General features: G+C 39.8%; 16 protein-coding genes and 1 pseudogene. 14 read left to right on the forward strand and 3 right to left on the reverse strand.

What is annotated here, in order from left to right:
- Positions 1 to 38: 38 nt before the first annotated feature.
- Positions 39 to 590 carry a hypothetical protein gene (locus GMC92_RS07755; protein WP_118095931.1) on the reverse strand — a complete coding sequence of 184 codons (552 nt, stop codon included), beginning with the start codon at positions 588 to 590 and terminating at the stop codon, positions 39 to 41.
- Positions 591 to 1,066: 476 nt separating this feature from the next.
- Between GMC92_RS07755 and GMC92_RS07760 the strand changes: the two genes are divergently transcribed.
- The 13 genes from GMC92_RS07760 to GMC92_RS07820 all read left to right on the forward strand — a co-directional run bounded on the left by GMC92_RS07760 (position 1,067) and on the right by GMC92_RS07820 (position 15,670).
- A complete protein-coding gene (locus tag GMC92_RS07760; RefSeq protein ID WP_003009979.1) occupies positions 1,067 to 1,354 on the forward strand; it encodes a WXG100 family type VII secretion target in 288 nt (95 codons plus the stop codon).
- A 131-nt stretch (positions 1,355 to 1,485) separates the two neighbouring features.
- A complete protein-coding gene (gene esaA / locus GMC92_RS07765; protein ID WP_338324050.1) occupies positions 1,486 to 4,509 on the forward strand; it encodes a type VII secretion protein EsaA in 3,024 nt (1,007 codons plus the stop codon).
- Positions 4,506 to 4,961: a type VII secretion protein EssA gene (gene essA, locus GMC92_RS07770; protein WP_024054630.1), complete on the forward strand. Its 456-nt coding sequence runs from the start codon at positions 4,506 to 4,508 to the stop codon at positions 4,959 to 4,961. The genes esaA and essA overlap by 4 nt, the downstream gene beginning before the upstream one ends.
- Positions 4,962 to 5,204: an EsaB/YukD family protein gene (locus tag GMC92_RS07775; protein WP_003013697.1), complete on the forward strand. Its 243-nt coding sequence runs from the start codon at positions 4,962 to 4,964 to the stop codon at positions 5,202 to 5,204. It abuts the gene before it with no gap.
- Position 5,205: 1 nt separating this feature from the next.
- Positions 5,206 to 6,495: a type VII secretion protein EssB gene (essB, locus tag GMC92_RS07780; RefSeq protein ID WP_338324049.1), complete on the forward strand. Its 1,290-nt coding sequence runs from the start codon at positions 5,206 to 5,208 to the stop codon at positions 6,493 to 6,495.
- Between the two features lie 3 nt (positions 6,496 to 6,498).
- Positions 6,499 to 10,920 (forward strand): type VII secretion protein EssC, encoded by a 4,422-nt coding sequence (essC, locus tag GMC92_RS07785; RefSeq protein ID WP_155200107.1) that lies wholly within the window; start codon positions 6,499 to 6,501, stop codon positions 10,918 to 10,920.
- Positions 10,913 to 11,998, forward strand: coding sequence for a hypothetical protein (locus GMC92_RS07790; RefSeq protein ID WP_118095926.1), 1,086 nt, complete (start codon positions 10,913 to 10,915; stop codon positions 11,996 to 11,998). Before essC ends, GMC92_RS07790 begins: the two co-directional genes overlap by 8 nt.
- Positions 11,999 to 12,002: 4 nt before the next feature.
- Positions 12,003 to 12,299 carry a DUF5344 family protein gene (locus GMC92_RS07795; RefSeq protein ID WP_118095925.1) on the forward strand — a complete coding sequence of 99 codons (297 nt, stop codon included), beginning with the start codon at positions 12,003 to 12,005 and terminating at the stop codon, positions 12,297 to 12,299.
- A gap of 22 nt (positions 12,300 to 12,321) precedes the next feature.
- Positions 12,322 to 13,701, forward strand: coding sequence for a T7SS effector LXG polymorphic toxin (locus GMC92_RS07800; RefSeq protein WP_118095924.1), 1,380 nt, complete (start codon positions 12,322 to 12,324; stop codon positions 13,699 to 13,701).
- A 30-nt stretch (positions 13,702 to 13,731) separates the two neighbouring features.
- Positions 13,732 to 14,256: a hypothetical protein gene (locus tag GMC92_RS07805; protein WP_118095923.1), complete on the forward strand. Its 525-nt coding sequence runs from the start codon at positions 13,732 to 13,734 to the stop codon at positions 14,254 to 14,256.
- Between the two features lie 13 nt (positions 14,257 to 14,269).
- A complete protein-coding gene (locus tag GMC92_RS07810) occupies positions 14,270 to 14,692 on the forward strand; it encodes a hypothetical protein (protein ID WP_118095922.1) in 423 nt (140 codons plus the stop codon).
- Between the two features lie 46 nt (positions 14,693 to 14,738).
- Positions 14,739 to 15,146, forward strand: coding sequence for a DUF5082 family protein (locus GMC92_RS07815; protein ID WP_118095921.1), 408 nt, complete (start codon positions 14,739 to 14,741; stop codon positions 15,144 to 15,146).
- A gap of 23 nt (positions 15,147 to 15,169) precedes the next feature.
- Positions 15,170 to 15,670 carry a DUF3592 domain-containing protein gene (locus GMC92_RS07820; protein WP_118095920.1) on the forward strand — a complete coding sequence of 167 codons (501 nt, stop codon included), beginning with the start codon at positions 15,170 to 15,172 and terminating at the stop codon, positions 15,668 to 15,670.
- Between the two features lie 353 nt (positions 15,671 to 16,023).
- Here GMC92_RS07820 and GMC92_RS07825 read toward each other — a convergent pair whose 3' ends face one another.
- Together GMC92_RS07825 and GMC92_RS10940 are read right to left on the reverse strand one after the other, a co-directional pair.
- A complete protein-coding gene (locus GMC92_RS07825) occupies positions 16,024 to 16,371 on the reverse strand; it encodes a Fic family protein (RefSeq protein WP_238676506.1) in 348 nt (115 codons plus the stop codon).
- 30 nt (positions 16,372 to 16,401) lie between these two features.
- Positions 16,402 to 16,497: pseudogene (locus tag GMC92_RS10940) on the reverse strand (Fic family protein); the annotation flags it as partial.
- 137 nt (positions 16,498 to 16,634) lie between these two features.
- On the opposite strand from GMC92_RS10940, the gene GMC92_RS07830 reads away from it, so the two are divergent.
- Positions 16,635 to 17,168 (forward strand): hypothetical protein, encoded by a 534-nt coding sequence (locus GMC92_RS07830; protein WP_118095919.1) that lies wholly within the window; start codon positions 16,635 to 16,637, stop codon positions 17,166 to 17,168.
- Positions 17,169 to 17,174 lie beyond the last annotated feature (6 nt).

A 17,174-nucleotide genomic window follows, 5' to 3' on the forward strand; every position in this document is an offset into this window, starting at 1 on the left:
CTCTCACCAGTGTGGTGATGAAACTCAGGAAGCTCTATTTATTTTTCTTCTTTGAGGCCTTGATCTTTGAAATAGGTAAAGAGATCTTGAGGTTTGCCATTGAGGTATTTCTTGAACTCAGCTGTTTCTTCCTCCCCTTGATCCCCGTAGATGGAAGCAAACTCATCTTTCTTGATTTTTGAGAAGTCAGCTTGTAAGACCTTGGCATAGGATTGTTTATCTTTCGAAATTTGAATGCGGAAGCTAAGACCAGGCTTGCCATTTAAGCTTTTATAGATATCGCTATGTTCTAATTCTTCTTGGTAGATTTCCTTTAACTCGGAAAGATCCATGTCTTGCAAATCTGAGGAAATGGGTTCAAAACTAAGAAAAGTAAAAGAGACAATTTCATCTTTTTTGTAGCCGATTTGAATTTTGTTTTGGTGGTGATCGCCGAGGTCACTAACAAAGGTCTTGTTTTGGACTTGCTCCTTTTTGGTTTGAGTGGCCTCTTGCTTGGAAGAAGCGTTAGTAGTCCCTTTGCCTTGTTGGCCTTGGCTACAAGCGGTAAGAGCTAGTAGACAGACAGAGACAAGTAGAAATTTTTTCATATATACTCCTTATAGGTTAATGGTGTTCGATCTTGTATGAAACAAGTTTTGAACAGGTTTCATTATACCATAAAAGTTTTAAAAATGAAAAAATATACAAAAATCATCAAAGATTGTATCTAAAATCACCTAAAATCAACATTTTTTATCTATGTGTCGAGTTAATATAACAGGACAGAGTGTCTTCTTTTCTTATCAGAAATAATACTAGTTGGAGACTACTGGGGCAAGGAATTTCAGATATATGTTACGTTTGTATAACAAATTATTTCAAAAATGTAACAAAGTTACAATATTTTATCAGTTGGGGCTCAAAACTTGACTTTCTCGCAATATTTCGTTAAGATATCTTTAAGTAAATAATACAAATAGGGAGTGAAAAGGTAAATATACAGTTTTTTGGATTTTTACTAATTCGTACTAAATGTATTGTTTATGAAAAAAATATTAGGGTATCAGCCCAAAAGGAGAAACATATGGCTCAAATTAAATTAACTCCGGAAGAACTACGTCAATCAGCACAACGCTATTCACAAGGTTCTCAAGAAATCGATCAAATCCTTAACACTTTGACTCATGAACAACAAGTCATCGACGCAAACTGGGATGGATCTGCATTTGATAGCTTTGAAGCACAATTCAACGAATTGTCTCCAAAAATCAAACAATTCGCTCAATTGTTGGAAGACATCAACGCTCAATTGATCAAAGTTGCTGATATCGTTGAACAAACTGACCAAGATATCGCTGCACAAATCCACTAAGATAGTCTTGGAGGTGATCTTACTTCTTGTAGGTAGATCACCCTTTTGTCTTTTGATATATAGAAAATAGGGGTTAGATTCTTAATTCCTAACCCCTATTTTGTATCTATGAATTAGAAAAAGGAAAAGGTATAGAAGTGAAAAAGAAAAAATGGTTAAAATACATCGGTCAGAGTGCAGTTGTGCTCCTTTTGATGGGATCTGTAGTGGGTCTTTATACGACGGTTCAAAAGGACCAAAAGCAAAACGAAGCCAAGACCGTACAAACGACAGAAAACACCAAGCTTAATATTGCGGTTGTCAATGAAGACAAAGCGGTCAAACTGAATGATAAAGAATACAACCTTGGGGCTAGCTATGTAAAGAATATCGAACGGGATAATTCGCAAAACTGGTCTGTACTCCCTCGTGGAGCCGCTGAGTCAGGGCTTGCAGATGGCAAGTACCAGTTGATGATTGTCATTCCAAGTGACTTCTCAGAGAAGGTCTTGGAAGTGAATGCGGTTAATGCAGAGAAGACCACGGTGACGTATAAGGTCAATGCGGCTGGAAATTCTCAGGTTGAAAACGAGGCCAATAAAGTCGCTAAAGATATCGTTTCAGACTTGAATAGCCAGTTGGTTGATATGTATATGGTCAGCATTTTGAGCAACCTTTATACAGCTCAGAAGAACGTGGAGACAAGTAATAAAATCCAATCGACCAACATTGGTTCATACCGAAGCAACTTGCTGGATTCGGCTTTAGATTCGAAGAATATCTTTCCAAGTCTCTATAGCTTGTCTACGTCTTCTGTCGAGTCGAACAATGCTTTGAAGACAGTCCTTGAGTCTTATACACAGGCTTTTGATCAATTGACCCAATCTCAGGATCAGTACGGTCAAAACTTCGACACATTGATCAAACAACGCTCTGAGGACAAGATCAGCCATGAAGAGTTCATGAACCAGCTGATGTCTATGAACCAGTCTGTTGTCAGTGAAAAGACCCAAGAGTTGTATAAGAATCTACAACAAAACCAAGAAGCAATTACCAAACAATTGAGTCAACCAACTGAAACAGAAGGAGATGCTTCAGGTACCAAGACTTATGCAGGCTTGACAAAAGATGTGAATGATCGTGTGGCAGACCTCGAAAAAGGGATCAAGGCAGAACGCGACAAATTAGATGAGCACGAAAAGAACATCGAGTCTTCTGTAAAAGCGAAGATCCTTGACTACTATGGTCTAAATGAAGGAGACAAAGTCACTCTTCGTACCTTGCTTGGAAAGCCAAAAATCGAAACTATCAGCAAGGCTCGAGATAAAGCGGATGATGACATTCGTCAAGCAATTGAAAAACTTCCGTCTTTAGATCCTGCTAGTCTTAATCTGAATAAGTATGGGAATCTCAACGCAGCGATTGATTTTGATAGTGCTTTTGCTGGAACGAAGGGGCAAGCAAAAGGGAACGCAGATGACTTGAAACGATTGGCTGCTGAAGTGGATGCTAAATTAACGGCAGTTGCGAATGTTCTCAATGCTAAATCTGGAAAACAAAAAGTTAGCATTCAAGTACCTGCAGGAGTTAAGGTTGATACCTGGACCTATGATGGACAGACTTATGCAGGCAGTGGTGAGCAGGAAGTCGAACTGAAAGATGGCAAACAAATTCAAATTCACCTTGTTGAAGATGGAGGAGCTATGCCAAGCGCGATTGATGTTGAAGTCCTTGTGAATGGAGTTTCTTCAACCAGTGTGACTGTATCTGCAGAAGACTTGAAAACAGCTGTCGCTAACTATGCATCGAAAGCTAGTGAAATCGCCCTGGATTATCAACGCGCGGGAGCATTGATCGATGCTTACTATCCAGAAGATGACAACCATGTTCGTCATTCGCTCTATGATCCGATCGAAGATATGGATTTGACAAATGCTTTGGTCGATGTCGTGAAGGCTGCCGTTTCAAGTAACATGAAGGACTACCGTAAGAGTATTGAAACGGATGAATCTGGGGATGCAACGAAGAGTGTGAAAGCCCAGTTAGATGGTACCCTTAAACAGTTGCAAGACTTGGGACCACAATTGCAGGCAAATCTTCAAGCAATCGAAAACACCAACAAGGATCTAACCCAAAATATCAACGATCAATTGAAGCAGTATGCAGACCTTCAAAGACGCCTAGAAGAGATCTCAAAAGCGCAGGAAACAGTGACACAGGCTCAAACCAAGACCGATGCAGATTTGTCAGCTCTTGGTTCTGAATACACGTCATTATTGAGCTCGACAGAAGGCGTTAAGAGCTCATCTCGTAGCAATGTAGAAGCTGCTAACTCTACCAATGAAATCTTTAGCCAATTGAACAAAGAATTAGAAAAAGCCCAAGGCAATACAGAGAAATTGTCTAGTAATGCGGAAAGTTTGATGGGTGAATTCGACAAGGAATTGTCTGAAAACGGGAACTTCGTCGAAGCCTTCCGTAAAGTCTTCAACAATGCCTATGAAAACGGAGTGCCGAATGAAGTCTTGCTCGATTTCTTGTCAAATCCAGTTGCAGAGAAATCGTCTTCTGTGAAAGCGACCATCAACGTCTACCGTCCATTTATCTGGATCTTTATGTTGGAAGTCTTGAGCCTCTTTACAGCTTATCTCTTTGCGACGCAACCAATCATCCGTAAGGTTAAGGATCGTTTCAAACTCGATCGTTTGCAAGAATCAGATCTCTTGTCTGTCGGTGTTCTTGTGGGACTTTCTCTCATCCTTGGACTAGTGATCGGAATGATTTCAAGTATTCAACTCTCTGTTGGTCGTGAATATGTACCTTCATGGGTATTCTTAGCGGTTCTAGCAAGCTTTGTCTTGGTACAACTACAATACCTTCTTTTGAAACACTTCCGTGTGATTGGAATGGGACTGGCCTTCTTCATGTTGATCAGCTATGTCTACCTATCAAGCGCGATCGGAACGACCGCGACCTTGTCAGGCCTTCCAGCACTGGTGAAAAATGTCAACCTCCTTTCTATTTTAGAAGGACAGTTTGCGGGTTACTTTGATGGACAAACAGCCGGTATCGGCGTCTTCTTCGGATTGTTGGTCTTCTTCGGACTTTTGGCGGTTGCCAATATCTTCATTCCTAAGAAGTTTACTCAAACAAAGGAAATTGAATCAAGCTTATGAAAAAAATGATGTATCTTCTCTTTGTCTTAAGTCTCTTGCCAGCGGTTGTTGTTTCTGCAGATGATTTTATTGATAATCGTCTGCAGGTCAACAACTCACGTCTTGAGACAGAGCAGGAAAAGACACTTGGGGGCCAATTGGATGCGACTGAGTCTCTTTTCAATGAGAAGGATCAGAAAAAATTAGCAGATGAAAAACGCAAGCAAGAGAAACAATTGACCGATTCAGACGGCCAGTTGTTTTCTGCTATAAAGGGAAAGAAAAAAACGGGGCCTGAAGCGGACCTGTTCCAGCCTGAAAATCAAAAATTATCTAAATTCGAGTCCAATGTGGAGGACAATTCGGCCAGCTTGTCGGATTTTATTCCAGCCTTGCAAATGCTGGCTTGGAGTGCTCTTCTCTTTGGGATTGCTGGCTATATTTCCTATCGAATCTATAGAAAAGAGGCCTAAATGGACCAACATATCAATGTCACCTTCCGTATGAATGGTGCAAGCCATGACCTCCGAATCCCAACGCGGATGGAGGTGCGACGCTTGATTCGGGAATTGGATCAGATCTTTGGGTCTGCCATGGAGCCTAGAAGCAAGTATCAGTTGCGCGTGGTAAATAAAGGCATCTTGCTGGATGAAGGCAAGGTGGTACAAGAGTATCCGATCACGAGTGGTGATCTGATCGAGATTGAGGAGTGGTAAGGTGAAAGAAGAACAATTTACACTGGAAGAACAAGTCTTCCGTTTTGAAAAAGAAGAAACGAGCTGGCGGCTGGACCTTAAGCGTTCAGAAGTGGATAGCCAGGATTTACGCAATTTATGGATTTTGGATCTCCATCATCCCTTGTTTTTAGAGCAAAGCATGACAGCGGATCAAGACCAGATTCATCTGACCTATCAGACAGACGCGCTAGGCTTGAGTGCAGAAGAAATCCAGGCATTACCGGTTTCAGACCGTCTGCGTCTAGCTATCAATGTCTTGGATTTGGCGCCAGCCTTGGAGCTTCCGGTGACCTTTATGTTGCATCCTATCAATTTGTTTGTGACCAAGGATGCGCAAGTCAAGATCGCTTATCGCGGGGTGCCGGGAATGATGGTGCCACGCAAGTGGGATCAGGTTGAATTCTTGCGGCAGGCCAAGTGCTATGCGGTCACTCTTTTTGGGGACTGGGATTTCATGGAGCTCTATCAAGGCACACTTGAATTAGAAGATCTGCCTGATTTCTTGGTAGAAATCCGTGATGCTGCTAGCTTAGAAGAGATGAAAGCTCTCTTAGAGAAAGCCTACCAAGAACGCAAGGAAGAGGAAGAAAAGACCTTGACCTTGGTTTCAAGTCGTCAACACCGAATCTTTAAGTTGGCAACAGTATGGCTTTCAGCTGTAGTGGCCCTCTTACTCTTGCCCTTGATTTATTTGGTCTTTTTCCAAGCCCCCTTTAAAGAAAAGTTGCTTCAAGCGGATACTGCTTTTCTTAAAGTAGACTACACCGGTGTGATCGATGAGTTGGAGGGAGTGGCTCCAAGCAGTCTTCCAACGACACAGAAATACGAGTTGGCGACGTCTTACTTGCAAGGCTTGAATTTCTCAGAGGACCAAAAGAAGGTCATCCTCAACAACGTCACGCTCAAATCAGACAGTCTCTATCTCCACTACTGGATCTATATCGGCCGTCATGACTTTACCCAAGCGCTGGATACAGCCAAGCGGATCGACGATTCAGACTTGATCATCTATGCCCTTCGTAAAGAAATCAAGGCGACACGTGATAGCGAAAAACTCTCTGGTGAACAGCGCGAGAAGAAACTCTCTGAGCTAGAGGGCGAATACAAGAAATACTGGGATGCCCGCTCTAAACTCTTGGAAGCAGAGACAGATGAAATCAAAGCTTCCACTAGCAGCTCAACAACGGCTTCGTCTACAGAAGGTTCCTCAACAGAAAGCTCGTCTTCTACAACTGCAAGCTCGACTGAGTCTAGCGACCACAAGGAGTAGTCTATGAAAAAACGTATCATACTCTATAAAAAAGGTTTTCGCTATGAGCTAGCGCTAGAAGAGGGAAAAACAGCGACTGTATCGAATCAAGAAACAGCTCAGTTGACCCTGGCTTCGCAAGAAAATCCCCTTCATTTCCAATGGAGTCAAGGAGAAATCTTCTACCAGTATGGTGAAGATAAGGGCGTGCTTGAAAATAGCAAAATCCTTGGGGATGTGGTCTGCTACTTGGCGACAGGAGAAGTCCATACCTATGAACTGCTAGACAAGGAAGAAATCCTCGTAGCAGATGAAAAGGGTGCGGATGTGCGCTTGCACTATCCAGTACGCTTTCTCCTTGTGAAAAAAGAGCAGACATGGACTTGCCAGCTCTTATCCGGAAAACTCTACCATAACCACAAACTCGTCAGTGAAGCGACTTTTCCACTGGCCTTTGGAGATGAGCTGGCGATTGGGGATGTGACCTTTAAGCTCTATCCTGAAGAATTTGGCGTGGAAGGGGCTGTCGAAGTAAGTCCTTATCTGGTGCCACGCTTGCATTCACGCTATGACTTCTACAAGGACTATCCAGAGTACCACCGGTCTCCGCGGATCATCTACCGGAGTTCGGAAGACAAGATCTTGATCAATCCTCCGGGAGCGGAGCCTCAAAAGCCATCAGATGAACTCTTGAAGTTGATCATGCCACCCCTCATCATGGTTGGGGTGACCCTCTTGATCACCATTTTCCAACCGCGGGGACTCTATATCATCGCGACGGTATCCATGTCTGTGGTTAGTGTGATCTTTTCTGTTCAAGGATTCTTCAAGAATCGTAAGAAATACAAAGAAGACAAGAAAGAGCGCGTGGAGCTCTACCATCTCTATCTCAAGGACAAGGCCAAGGACTTGGAACAGCTATCTCGGAAGCAACGAGAAGGCATGTTTTACCATTTCCCAGCGATCGAAGACTTGACCAAGATGGTCAAACGCTATGACTCGCGGATCTACGAAAAAACACCGCTTCATTTTGACTTTTTGGCCTATCGTTTGGGATTGGGCAAGGTTCCAACCAGCTATGAACTCAAATATGGTCAGGAAGAGCGCAGTGGGAAGAAAGATGCCTTGGAAGAAGAAGGCTATGCTCTTTTCCAAGCTCATCAAAAAATCGACAATCTTCCGATTGTAGCCAGCCTTAATCGGGGACCTGTAGGGTACGTCGGTCCTCGCCCTATCGTGCTAGAGCAGTTGCAACTCCTCGTTGCCCAATTGGCTGTCTTTCACTCTTACCATGATCTGACCATTATTCCGATCATTCCAGAAGAGGAAAAAGAAAGCTGGGATTGGATGCGCTGGTTGCCTCATGCAACTCTGCAAGACATGAATGTCCGTAGCTTCGTCTACAATCAGCGGACACGCGATCAGGTCTTGAACAGTCTCAACCAGATCCTCAAGCTCCGCAAGGCGCAAAAAGAGGAAGAAAAAGCCAATGATACCAAGATCTTCCACCCGCACTATGTGGTCCTCATCACTGATGAAACCTTGATTTTGGATCATGTCATCATGGAGTTCTTCCGTGAGGATCCGACAGAGCTAGGCTGCTCCATCATCTATGTGGCAGACGTGCTTTCATCTCTTTCTGAAAATATCCAAACCGTTATCTCCATCAAGGACCGCAACCAAGGACAATTGCTTTTGCAAGAAGGGGTTCTTCGTGAGCTTGACTTTCAATTGGATCACTTCCCTGAAGACTATGACAAGGAAGCCATCTCGCGTGGCCTTGCTCCACTGAAGCATATCCAACAGCTCAAGAGCTCAATTCCAGACTCGGTGACCTTCCTTGAAATGTACCAAGCAGAAACTTTCAATGACCTCAAGGTCTTGAGTCGTTGGGAGAGCCATGCCCCTTACCAAAGTTTGGCAGTGCCGATCGGTCTGCGCGGGAAGGATGATTTGGTCTACCTCAATCTCCATGAAAAAGCTCATGGTCCACACGGTTTGATCGCAGGGACGACTGGTTCTGGTAAGTCTGAAACCATTCAGTCTTATATCCTGAGCCTTGCCGTCAACTTCCACCCACACGATGTGGCTTTCCTCCTCATCGACTACAAGGGTGGGGGAATGGCCAACCTCTTCAAGGATCTGCCTCACTTGCTTGGAACCATCACCAACTTGGATGGTGCCCAGTCTATGCGGGCCCTAGCCTCTATCAATGCGGAGATCCATCGTCGGGAGCGTCTCTTTGGACAATATGGGGTCAACCATATCAACCAATACCAAAAGAAATTTAAACTCGGTGAAGCGACAGAACCGCTTCCTCACCTCTTCTTGATCAGTGATGAGTTCGCCGAACTCAAGGTCAACCAACCAGACTTCATCAAGGAGTTGGTCTCTATCGCGCGTGTCGGGCGTTCCCTCGGGGTACACTTGATCCTTGCGACGCAAAAACCTTCTGGGGTCGTGGATGACCAGATCTGGTCCAACTCCCGCTTCAAGCTAGCCCTCAAGGTGGCTGACCGTGGGGACTCCATGGAGATGCTGCGGACGGCAGATGCTGCTGAGATCACCCAGACCGGTCGTGCCTACCTCCAAGTCGGGAATAACGAAGTCTATGAACTCTTCCAAACCGCTTGGTCTGGAGCAGATTACCAGCCTGAGAAGGACCAGCTAGGGATCGAAGACCATACCATCTACTTGATCAATGAACTGGGCCAATACGAAGTCCTCAACCAAGACCTCTCCGGTCTGGATATGGCAGAAGAAATCAAGGAAGTGCCGACAGAACTGGATGTCATCGTGCAGGAAATCAATCACTTGCACCAACAAGAAGGCATCGCAGCTGTGGCCCAACCATGGTTGCCACCGCTCAAAGAGCGGATCACGCTGGATGAGTTGGACAAGGTCGTGCCGATCGAGGCTTGGCAAAAACGGACAGCTCCAAGCGTCCTGATCGGGGTCGCCGATATCCCGCAAGCGCAAAAGCAAGAAGCAGTCGCTATCGATCTGTCAAAAGATGGGAATATCCTCCTTTACGGAAGTCCAGGTACAGGAAAGACCACTTTCCTTCAGACAGCCGCAATGGATCTAGCTCGCAAGCAGAGCCCAGAAAATCTGACCATGTACCTGCTTGATTTCGGAACCAATGGTCTAGCACCCCTGACTCAATTGCCACATGTGGCTGATAGTCTGCTGCTCGATCAGACGGAGAAAATCCAGAAATTCATCCGGATTATCAACCGCGAGTTGGATCGCCGCAAGAAGCTCCTCTCTGAGCATGGGGTCGGCACCATCGCCCTCTACCGTGAAGTGACCGGCAAGCAAGAGCCAACCATGGTCATCCTCATGGATAGCTATGAGTCTATGAAGGACGAGCCTTATGAGACAGACCTCTTCAAGCTCTTCATGCGGATCTCCCGTGAAGGTCTCAGCATTGGTGTGCACTTGATCATCACAGCTAGCCGTCAGAACAACCTACGGGCTCAGCTCTATTCAAACTTCAAGCACCAGCTAACCTTGCCACAAAATGATATCTCTGAGATCCGTGGTATCGTGGGAGCAACGCCACTTGCGGCTACCATGGAAGACATCAAGGGACGGGCACTCATGAAACGTGACGAAGTCGATGTCGTCCAGTTCGCCCTACCAGTCGCAGGAGACAATGATATCCAAATCATCAACAACCTTCGCGATCAAGTCCAAAGTCTCAAAGAGATGTGGACAGGCCGCACACCAGCAGGAATCCCAATGGTGCCAGATGAGTTGACAGAAGCAGCCTTCTATGGACGTGAGGATGTAGCAGTCTTGCTGGATCAAGGAAAAGTGCCACTCGGATTGGATCTGGAACAAGTTCAACCGTTAAGTTGGGACTTAATTAAAGGAAATCTTCTGTATATTTTTGAACAAGAATGGCAAAAAATCAATATTATAAATACTATGTTGTTAAATTTCGAAAAGCTTCATTTTGATTCTATTCTTTTGACTACTTCGAAAACTCAAAAACAATATCGTATTTCAAAAGAAATTGGTTCGCTTTTGATAAGGAAGAATACTATAGAAGAGATATATGATCTAATCAGTGAAAATGTTGATTTAGATGAAGTACTTCCTAAACCGATGGTAATAATTTGGGATGAAATTGGAGAGTTGATTCAGGAAAATGAAATATTATCTGATAAAATACTATATATTATGACGAATGGACCTAAAGTTAAAGTATATAGCTTCATTACAACTCTCCCAATGTTATCTAATAGTCTAAATGTTGTTTCAAAATTCATTAAGCAATTAAAATATGCTGTTGTTGAGTTACGATTAAATGATCAGAAAATTATAAGTGTTTCGAATGTGAAATATTCGGAACCTGCTTTGAAAAAGTCAGTTGCTTATATGGTTGATGGAAATCATTATCAGGCTATGAAAGTAATTAAAGGAGTTAACAATGAGTAAACTGGATAAATTAGTTGTGCAAACTCAAAAGTGTAAAACAGATAGAATATATATTACCTTAGGGTATAATTTTGGTTTTTCACTATTTCTTTATGAAGTAGAAAAAAAACTTATAAATATTAATCCTGCTGCAATTGTGTTGCTAGCTTACTACAAACAAGAATATGCAAGAACTCAGCTACAGAAAAATATAGAAGTGACTGTTAATCCAGGCAATACTTTATTTTCCTTTGTTTCCACTTCATCAACACTTCTCAGTAGTTTGGATATATTACTTAAGGTAATAGATTTTGTTCCAAAAGGAGATTTTCAGCAGATTAAAACTGAATTTATTCAACAATACAAGAGTTCATATGTCAAAAATCAAACTTCATTAAATTTAACATTACTTGAGTTTATAGCTCAGAATAAGAGATTTAATAAAGATGAGTTTAATAGATTTATTGAAGAGTTGTCTAAAGAAGATGTGGAATTGGCTCAAAAGTATTTATTTAAAGGGATGGAATTTTGTGTTCATGCATTAGGGGAAATTAATGAGAGCGTAGAAAGCAAAATGAGGAAAAAAATAGTAGATTTTGATAATGAATCTTATACAAAATCTGTTTTTATTCCTTTATCATCTCGTGATATAATTCCACAGAAACTCTTATATAAGTCAAAAACTCTATCTAGATTTCTGTTGATTCATACAAATCCAGATCATATCAATCATTTAGAGGATATCTTATTTACATATCAATTACTTAATGAAATTTTTAGCAAAAATTTGCCTCAAATCATTATTGACAGTGCGGATATGGGAATGATACTACCAAATATTTCCTTAATAATGATTAAGAATTATCTAAACAAGGAAGATATTTCAAATTATATTGGCAAAGTAAAAGAACAATTTATTTATTTGTTGACACAAAAGCCAAAATTATTTTCAGAGATGTTTGTAATATTGTGGTTATCTGGTATTAATTATATCCATTACTACGAGATGCTGGAGAGTAAATCAGTTGAAGAATATCAGAAAGTAATTGAAATCGTATTAGGAAACAGCACATTCTGTAGTGTAGAAAGAGGAGAATAAAATAATGGTACAATTTTTAATTAATCCAGAAACATTAAAAAAAGAAATCAACTCTTTGAAAAAAGCAAAAGATGCCATATCTACTAAATTAGAATTAGACACTGTTGGTTTAGAATTGCAAACGATTGATAAACTAAAGGAAGTTGAAACTGAATTTAATAAAGTTATTGATATCTATAAAAAACTATTAGAACAAGATATCCAAAATTTAGAGGTTATCATTGCTGAATGGATGAAAGTTGATGCAAAATATGCAGGTCAAAATGCTTGGACTCGGTTTAAACAGGATTTTTGGAAGTGATATAGGATAAAGGAATTAAAGTATGAAACTAAGTAACTCTAAAGTATCGTTAATTGAATCAAAAATATCAAGTACTTATTCAGAAGTGGAGAATCAATTATATCAAGTTTATAAGGCTCTACAGATTTTAACGCAAACAAATAGCTTCAAAGGACAAGGTGCGGAAGCTGTAAAATCATTTATGAAATCAAACAGTTTAAATATGACTTATCTAATAGTTGAAGCTGTTAAAAAATTGGATGACAGCGTTAAACAAGTAAAATCAGGTTTTCTGGATTTCGAATCAGAGGAAACTGGTAAGATTTATGACAAAAAAGTAGATCAAGAAATAACAGAAATCAATAAAATAGCAATCAATACAGCAGAATTAGTGTCAGATTTAAAAACATGGGAGAATAAGGCAGATGAATTTATTACCGTAGAAAATTCTAGGACGGACGAGCTTGCTTTAGCATTCGATAGTATAAAACAAATGCTAGAAAATGTAAATAAAGATTTTGCCGAAAAAGATCAAGAGTTGTGTCAGATAGTAGGTGTTTTAACAGAAACCTTTGGTGGGCTTAATAATTCAATGTCTCAGGTGATGGACCATTATGTTCTACCTTCAGGTAGGTATGATGACTCCAAATTTGGTAGCTTAACAGGAGAAGAATGGTATATTCAGGGAACAGAGTCGGTCTTTAAGAAAAAATTTATAGAAGATCCTTTTATCTATAAGGCAGGTAATGTGGCTGTAGCTGAAACACAATATGCAATAGGTTATGCTAATGATCTTTATGCTTATGCTGGTGGTGATTTCCTTTCTGCAAATGGTACAATGAGTGTGCAAGACGGAGAATTGCATGCACAAGGCAAAGCTAGAGTTGCTGGTGGAGAACTTCATGCCAAAGCCGGTGATCTCGTTAACGTTTCAGGAACAGTAGATGTTCTTGCAGCTTCTACAGATAATAGACTTGGTAAGAACGGAATAATTTTATCAGCTGATGTAACGACTGCTAGAGCAAAGGTAGATACTAATGTAGGTTTACTGAATGCTAATGCAACTGCATATGGGCCTCAAGCAAGTGGTACAATAGCACGATACAGTAGTGAGGAAAAAACACAAATTGGATTTTCTGGTAAAGCATCTGTTGGGGGAGTTAATTATAGTGCAAATATCGGTGGCTTAGCGGTCAAATATAAAGCAGATGGTGCTGAAAAATCAGAAAACTTAATTGGTATTGGTGGGGGAGTCAGTGCTAAAGGTGGTGTTGATGCAACATTAATGTACACGAGTGAAAAGGTAAAGGATATTAATGATAGAATAAGTATATATTCTAATAAGCTTGAAATAGGAGCTACACTTGGTTTAGGTTTCTCTTTGAATGTTTCAGTTCCAAGTGTTAAAATTAAATTGTGGTAATAAATCTATTTTAAAATGAAAGAAAAGAAAATGAAAAAACTAATTATTATAGTATGCTTGATACTGACTCTGACTGCGTGTAGTGTTTCTAGTAAGAATGAAAATAATACAAAAAATCAAGATATTAGTAGTCAAAAAAAAGACATATCACTTATTGTCCCTCCAACAAATGAAGGATATTCAAAGGAGTTAATTGATTATGTTCGTGAAATTATAAGAAAAAATCCATCAATTGGTGAGGATGGAAAATTAAGTATGAATTACACAGATGCTACTTATACAATTAATGAACGAGAATATGCAGTATTTGTATTATTGAATCGAAGTCAACATGTAATTGACCAGAGTATAAATTTCAAATTGAACTGGTCATATGATGGACAGGTACTCTTTGAAAACCAGGAAATATTATATAATCACACTAAAAGAGGTGATTTAGATATGAATTGTGCAGCATTAATGATGATAGAGATAACACCTGCACAAAAACAAATAATTGATAGTATGAAAGATCCAAATAAAATGAAATTAGAAATTTTAGTTTCAAAAGGTTAAAAAGGAGAGGATAATGGAAAAAAATATTATTAATTTTAATAAACCAAATATTGAAGATGGCTATTCTCCTGAGTTAATAAATTATGTTGATAGACTTATTACAAAGCATCCATTGATTGGTGTTGAAGGAAAAGTTAGTCTGAATTATACAGGGGCAACATATACTTTTGATGGGAAAGAGTATGCGGTATTTTTACTAATTAATCGAACTTCTGTAACTATTAATAATAGTTTCGGATTGTATCTTAATTGGCAATACGATGGCTTCAGCGTGTATGATAATCAACCTATTTTTTATAATCATGAAAGTAGAGGTGATTTAGAAAGTAATCACGCAGTGCTAATGATGTTAGAGATTTCTTCCGAACAAAAGAAAATAGTTGATCGGATGGAAGATCCTCAGAAAATGGACATTGAATTAAGAGTTTATAAATAGTGAAAAACTCTAAAATGAATATGATTATTAAAAGGATGGGTAATTTATGACAAAACAAAGCCAGTTAGCGTCGCTAAGATCTCAAGCAGCTGCGATATGCCATCAGAAAGCAGATTATCAAGCAAAGATTAGGGAAATAAAAGAAATTTATAACCATTTACAGAAAATTAAGGGTCGTTATAGAACTGAAAAAAAATCTCTAAATAAATTAAAGAATGAAAATAGTGATGAGTGGACGGGAAATCTATATAAGACTCAATTTAATCAACCTGTAAGTAGCGTTATAAGTAATGAACTTAATACCACAATTAAAGCTATTGATAGAGATATGGATCGTCTAATTGATAAAATGAATGAATATGAGAATAAGATTTTTGAATGTGATGGTTTGCTTGGACAAATAGAAATATGGATTAATAATTTAGCTGGAACAATTGAGAAATGGTTCAATTAAATTGAGCGAATAAGGAGGTAATTATGCCTAAAAAAATATTATTTATAATTATAGGAATAATAACTCTGATATTTTTGATATTATTTTTGATTTTTTATTACTTATATCGTCGTGATATAAATATAAAAATTCAATCAACTTCGAAAGTTGAGGGAATTGTAGTGTCATATGATTCTAGAAATGAAGTTCCTGTATCTTTACCGATTGTTGAATATTCAGTGAATGGAATTAAATATAAAAAAAAATATGATTACTCTTATTTTATAGACATATCAACTGAATCTAAGCAATCAAATGTTTTTGATATAAAATATGTTCATGGAACGGGACAAAATTTGGATTTAAAAACCATTTTTCCAATCGGTTCCAGTATGATAGTATATTATAATCCTAAAAATCCTGAAATTGGCTTTGTTGAGAGATTCGCTGGATTGGACGGATATTATAATATTGCTATAAAAGTAACAATAGTGGTATATTTGTTAATCACATCTTTATTATTATATCTTTTAATTTTCAAATAGTTATAATTAATTTTCATTTAAGATACGTCATATGTGAACTACATTTATTCGGCTCTTTGTCAACTGTAGTGGGTTGATAAAAAGTTACAACCTGGAGAGAACCGAATTGGTTCTCTCTTTTTTGAATTTCAATGCAATATGTAGATTAGTCTTTTAGTTTCTTATAGTGTAGAAAATGTTGATGTTTTTGATCAGTTGATGAACACTCCTAATGTTGCAAATAAAAACAATTGCTCACTGACAGTTGCTTTTCTATGAATTTTAAGACTTCATTTTAATCTCTTATATTTTGTGGCTCTTCCGATGTCTTCTCGCTGGATTTCGCCTCTGGCTACTAATTTTATTAGTGAGCCTTAAACAGAACTGATGCTGAGGGATGAGCAGAGTTCAAGGATGCCTTGCTTGGTGAATCGTCCTAGTTTTTGTTGGGTTGCTTTTCGGACGAGTTCCAGGGCAGGAAGTTTTTCTTCGATGTTGGTAAATCGCTCTTCGAAGGCTTTGTAGGCTGCAAGGATGGTTCCTAGCAGATATTTCATAAAAGGTAGTACGTCCTCTTTTTCTTCATGCCAATGGTGTCCTGCCTTTCTAAAAGATTCATAATATGTTGCTTTGTTTTGGGCGATTAATGCTTCTAAGGAGATATATTTCTCTACATAGAAGCCACTTCGATATAATAATAGGGTCGTTAATAACCGACTCATTCTCTCATTTCCATCGTTAAAGTGGTGGATGAATAAGAAATCATGGATAAAAATAGGGATAGCAATCAGAGGTTCCACTTCAAAATTCCCTAGTATGCGATTGTATTCATGGCAGATCTTGTCCAAAGTTTCAGGCGTTTCGAAAGGTGCCAGCGGTGTAAATAGGACTTCCGTATGACCATCTAGTTACGAACTTGCTCTTCAAATTAATTTTCGGTATGATAATAAGGAATGATGTATAAATAATGAATGAGGAGTGACCGATGTCTAAAGAGACTTATTTACAGCTGAAAAAAGAATTTTGGATGCGTTTTGCTTTTAATGTGGGGATTGCGGGGATCGGTCTTGTGCTATTGATCGTTATGATTCTCAATCAATCGCGCTATATTCCCTACTTGCTCGTGGTCATGGGGATGATTTCCTTGATGAACCAAGTCTTGGTCATGCCAACCAAGACCAAGAAAGATGCCTGTGAGAAAGAGCATCCGGAGTGGAAGGACTTGTCGGTCAAAGGCGTCAAGGTTGATTCTCAGGAACAGCCAAAACGCTATGGGGTGAGCCTGATTGCGTTGATCGTGGTCATCGGGGCTTTCTTTGCCATGTATCGTCCGACCCTCCAAGCGCAAAAAGAGCAAGAGGAGAAAGTGGAAATCCGGCAGAAGTTGCAGCCTGCTATGGAGGACATCCAAAAGCAAAAGCAAGAACAAAGCTCAAGAGAAGCTGTCCAGTCGCAGATGAAGGATCTGCTTCGGACACCAAGCTCCAGCTCAGAAACAGAGGCGACAAGTGGAGAGTGATCAGGA

This window comes from Streptococcus parasanguinis (assembly GCF_009717775.1).
GTDB lineage: Bacteria > Bacillota > Bacilli > Lactobacillales > Streptococcaceae > Streptococcus > Streptococcus parasanguinis_AG.

Excerpts from the sequence above, each read along its gene's own strand:
- GMC92_RS07755 (WP_118095931.1), bottom strand. The coding sequence starts at position 590 with ATGAAAAAATTTCTACTTGTCTCTGTCTGTCTACTAGCTCTTACCGCT.
- GMC92_RS07760 (WP_003009979.1), top strand. The coding sequence starts at position 1,067 with ATGGCTCAAATTAAATTAACTCCGGAAGAACTACGTCAATCAGCACAA.
- essA (WP_024054630.1), top strand. The coding sequence starts at position 4,506 with ATGAAAAAAATGATGTATCTTCTCTTTGTCTTAAGTCTCTTGCCAGCG.
- GMC92_RS07775 (WP_003013697.1), top strand. The coding sequence starts at position 4,962 with ATGGACCAACATATCAATGTCACCTTCCGTATGAATGGTGCAAGCCAT.
- essC (WP_155200107.1), top strand. The coding sequence starts at position 6,499 with ATGAAAAAACGTATCATACTCTATAAAAAAGGTTTTCGCTATGAGCTA.
- GMC92_RS07790 (WP_118095926.1), top strand. The coding sequence starts at position 10,913 with ATGAGTAAACTGGATAAATTAGTTGTGCAAACTCAAAAGTGTAAAACA.
- GMC92_RS07795 (WP_118095925.1), top strand. The coding sequence starts at position 12,003 with ATGGTACAATTTTTAATTAATCCAGAAACATTAAAAAAAGAAATCAAC.
- GMC92_RS07800 (WP_118095924.1), top strand. The coding sequence starts at position 12,322 with ATGAAACTAAGTAACTCTAAAGTATCGTTAATTGAATCAAAAATATCA.
- GMC92_RS07805 (WP_118095923.1), top strand. The coding sequence starts at position 13,732 with ATGAAAAAACTAATTATTATAGTATGCTTGATACTGACTCTGACTGCG.
- GMC92_RS07810 (WP_118095922.1), top strand. The coding sequence starts at position 14,270 with ATGGAAAAAAATATTATTAATTTTAATAAACCAAATATTGAAGATGGC.
- GMC92_RS07815 (WP_118095921.1), top strand. The coding sequence starts at position 14,739 with ATGACAAAACAAAGCCAGTTAGCGTCGCTAAGATCTCAAGCAGCTGCG.
- GMC92_RS07820 (WP_118095920.1), top strand. The coding sequence starts at position 15,170 with ATGCCTAAAAAAATATTATTTATAATTATAGGAATAATAACTCTGATA.
- GMC92_RS07825 (WP_238676506.1), bottom strand. The coding sequence starts at position 16,371 with ATGAGTCGGTTATTAACGACCCTATTATTATATCGAAGTGGCTTCTAT.
- GMC92_RS07830 (WP_118095919.1), top strand. The coding sequence starts at position 16,635 with ATGTCTAAAGAGACTTATTTACAGCTGAAAAAAGAATTTTGGATGCGT.